This window comes from Pseudomonas sp. YY-1 (assembly GCF_002843095.1).
Classification (GTDB): Bacteria; Pseudomonadota; Gammaproteobacteria; order Pseudomonadales; family Pseudomonadaceae; genus Aquipseudomonas; species Aquipseudomonas sediminis_A.
The window spans coordinates 1-3,086 of record NZ_PJLX01000031.1 but is presented as its reverse complement, the minus strand read 5'-3'; the positions used below and the strand labels follow the sequence as shown (position 1 = coordinate 3,086).

The window sequence follows — 3,086 nt, the reverse complement described above, 5'->3', positions numbered from 1 at the left end:
CGTTGACGTGCGGTTTGTTACGTTCGAATTTCTCTTTAGCCATCTTGACCGTCTCCTAGCGAAGAATTGAGCAAGCCATGCCGCCATTAAAACAAAGGCAGATACTTTCATATCTGCCTTCATTAGATGGAGCTCATGAGCGGATTTGAACCGCTGACCTCACCCTTACCAAGGGTGTGCTCTACCAACTGAGCTACATGAGCCAAACTCTGTTGCGCCAACCACAAACTGGAGCGGGTAGCGGGAATCGAACCCGCATCATCAGCTTGGAAGGCTGAGGTTCTACCACTGAACTATACCCGCGGAGCTTGCAGCTCACGCTGAATCTGGTGGAGGGGGAAGGATTCGAACCTTCGAAGTCGATGACGTCAGATTTACAGTCTGATCCCTTTGGCCGCTCGGGAACCCCTCCAAAGTGAGGCGGCATTTTCTAGATCTGCCACCCTGCTGTCAAGCTTTTTCTCATTAAAATCTTGAGGTTAGCTACTTCGACAACATCTTCGCCGGGAACCAACTTTGACCACCCTGCGAAGCGGGCGCCATTCTATGCAAACTACTGGAGCAATGCAACGCCTTCACAAGGCATTAATTGATGCTGCAAACCGGCGAAGTCTCCGGCAAGTCGCCCAAGTAAAAACTCGTCAGCCAAGCGCCGACTTTCCGGAGCCACGCGCACCCAAAAACTGCGATGCGCACGTGAGAGTTCGCGAATTTGCGGCTCGTACCCCACATCACGCAAACGCTGCATAACGCTATTGGCCGAGTCATTACGAGGGAATATCCCCAGCGATATGCCGTTCGCCAGCTCACCCTGAGTGATGATGTAGCTATCGATACGCCGGGCCTGCAGTTCACGCAACTGCCTCAGCGAGGCCTGACGCGAAGCCAGAGGTGGCAGATAAACCCAATACTCGACACCAGCTGCAGCATCGACGCTGCGCACTTCAGCCTGGATGTCCAAGCTCAAAAGCCGCTGCTCCACAACCCTGGCTTTCGACTCCTCTTCGAAACTCCCCAGATAGAGACAGACTGCCGCCTCAGGAGCAACGACATCAGCCGGCGCCGAAGATTCTGCGCGCACGCGCGGCGCATCCGCCTCACTCAACAGACGAATATCTTTACGCGCCGACTGATAAGCACCGGCTGGAGCCACCTCCTTGGCGCGCAAGGGGCCCTGCTGCTGATGCCAGACGTAATAGAAAGCGTTAAGTAGCAGGAGCAATAGCAGAATCCAGCGCATGCCTCGCCTCAGCTCAAGGGACAGGCGATAGCCAGTCCGACAAATACCAGATCAGGAACAACCTGCGCCCCCGGAACCACGTCTCGCACCAGGCCCGCATCGCCGCCAGTCAGGAAAACCTCGAATCCGTCAGGAAAACGAGCCTGCGCTTGCAGCAACTGCTCGGCAACAAAACCACGCAGCATCAATACGCAGCCTCGCTCGACAGCCTCCGCAGTGGAGCGCCCAGGCTCCAACTCCTGCAAAGCGGCGAGCGCCACCTGACGATCGTAGCGAATACGCCGAGTGTGCGTGCTCAACTGATCACGCATCAGCGGCAACCCAGGGCAGATGAAACCACCCTGATGCCTACCATCGGCCGATACGAAGTCAGCGGTCACCGCAGTTCCGAGATCCACTACCAGACAAGCGCGCTGCCCCAGGTGATAGGCACCCAGCACAGCCAGCCAACGGTCCAGACCAAGGCGCCGGAAGTCTTCATAACCGTTCTGCACCACCCCGACCTGACTAGCAGATTGAGCGCAGACCGCATCCACCCCTAAGGACTCACGGATACGCGCAACCAACCGCTCGGTCTCAGCATCGCTACGCACACTGACTAGGCGACAGCGACTCACCCGCAACTGAGACGCCGCAGCCAAAGACTCGAAAAGCGCGGCATCGGAGTCGACCACGCCAGCAAGAACGCGCTGCGCTCCATCCACGGAGATAACCCGCCACTTGATAAAGCTATTACCGCAGTCGAGCTCAAGAATCATGTTGCAACCTCAGGCTCAACTCGCCACCACTGAAGGAGCGATCAACGCCATCCACGCTCAGCCTAATAGCGCCTCGCTCATCAACTCCAAGCACGACACCCAGCGTCGCATTGCTTCCTGCCGTCAACGCAACAGAGCGCCCACGCCACGCATGCAAGGCTTCCCACTCCTCGCGCAAACCAGCAAAGCCGTGCTGCCAATGAGTGGACAGACTGCTCCGAAGCTGCAACAACAGCTCAGCAGCCAATTCATTACGATCGAGCATCCGCCCAAGGCATTGCCGCACCGAGGTCCAAGGCTGATCGATCACAGCGGGCGCATCGACTGCCATGTTGACGTTGATACCGATGCCAATCACCACATGACAGACATCGGCCGGGTCTCCGGCGAGCTCCAGGAGAATTCCGGATATCTTGCGACCTTCAACAAGCACATCATTCGGCCATTTGAGTCGCGCGCCATCGACGCCACAGGATTGCAGTGCTTTGGCGACAGCAAGGCCTACAGTCAGACTCAAGGCTTCCACCTGACTCATCCCACCTTCTACACGCAGAACGACACTGCAATAAAGGTTCTCGGCAAAAGGGCTGGCCCAGACACGCCCCCGCCGACCGCGGCCAGCGGTCTGACGCTCCGCAAGCAGCACGAAAGGCGCACTCACTCCAGCATCGAGGCGACGAAAGATCTCGGCGTTCGTCGAATCCACGCTGGACTCAACAGAGATCGGCCAATCCAAGCCATCTGCGCCACGAGAGATATCTCCGGCATCGAGCAAGGTCATGGGTAAAGACAGCCGATAGCCCCGACCAGGAACCTTGAACACCTCGATCCCCAGCTCGGCCTCCAGGCCTTGCAGTTGCTTCCAGATGGCACTGCGACTTATCCCAAGCTTCGCCCCTAGGGTTTCACCGGAATGGAATCGACCATCCTGCAGAAGTTTCAACAATTCCAGCATTCCAGGCCCCGCCACGAACAAGGCTGGCATGATAACGATGAGGCTCCGGCTTGCATAGAAAACGGGAAGCATAAGAAAGCCATATAAAGGAAAGATCCTGACCCACGCACAGGAACACACCCCCAGAATCCAT

3 protein-coding genes and 3 tRNA genes are annotated in these 3,086 nt (G+C 57.1%); all 6 read right to left on the bottom strand.

Translation table 11 applies throughout. From position 1 onward, the window contains the following. Window positions 1-127 precede the first annotated feature (127 nt). The 6 genes from CXP40_RS23490 to birA all read right to left on the bottom strand — a co-directional run bounded on the left by CXP40_RS23490 (window position 128) and on the right by birA (window position 2,953). A tRNA-Thr gene (locus CXP40_RS23490) sits at window positions 128-203 on the bottom strand. 26 nt (window positions 204-229) lie between these two features. Then, window positions 230-303: transfer RNA gene (locus tag CXP40_RS23485), tRNA-Gly, on the bottom strand. A gap of 24 nt (window positions 304-327) precedes the next feature. After that, window positions 328-412, bottom strand: a tRNA-Tyr gene (locus CXP40_RS23480). A 141-nt stretch (window positions 413-553) separates the two neighbouring features. After that, complete coding sequence (locus CXP40_RS23475; protein ID WP_106735676.1) at window positions 554-1,240, bottom strand: SPOR domain-containing protein; 687 nt, start codon at window positions 1,238-1,240, stop codon at window positions 554-556. Window positions 1,241-1,248: 8 nt separating this feature from the next. Next, window positions 1,249-1,998, bottom strand: coding sequence for a pantothenate kinase (locus CXP40_RS23470; RefSeq protein WP_106735675.1), 750 nt, complete (start codon window positions 1,996-1,998; stop codon window positions 1,249-1,251). Beyond that, window positions 1,988-2,953: a bifunctional biotin--[acetyl-CoA-carboxylase] ligase/biotin operon repressor BirA gene (gene birA / locus CXP40_RS23465; RefSeq protein ID WP_106735677.1), complete on the bottom strand. Its 966-nt coding sequence runs from the start codon at window positions 2,951-2,953 to the stop codon at window positions 1,988-1,990. The genes CXP40_RS23470 and birA overlap by 11 nt, the downstream gene beginning before the upstream one ends. Between the last annotated feature and the right edge of the window lie 133 nt (window positions 2,954-3,086).

What these genes read in the sequence shown, in the direction of transcription:
- CXP40_RS23470 (WP_106735675.1), bottom strand. Translation starts at nt 1,998, where the DNA reads ATGATTCTTGAGCTCGACTGCGGTAATAGCTTTATCAAGTGGCGGGTT.
- CXP40_RS23475 (WP_106735676.1), bottom strand. Translation starts at nt 1,240, where the DNA reads ATGCGCTGGATTCTGCTATTGCTCCTGCTACTTAACGCTTTCTATTAC.
- birA (WP_106735677.1), bottom strand. Translation starts at nt 2,953, where the DNA reads ATGCTGGAATTGTTGAAACTTCTGCAGGATGGTCGATTCCATTCCGGT.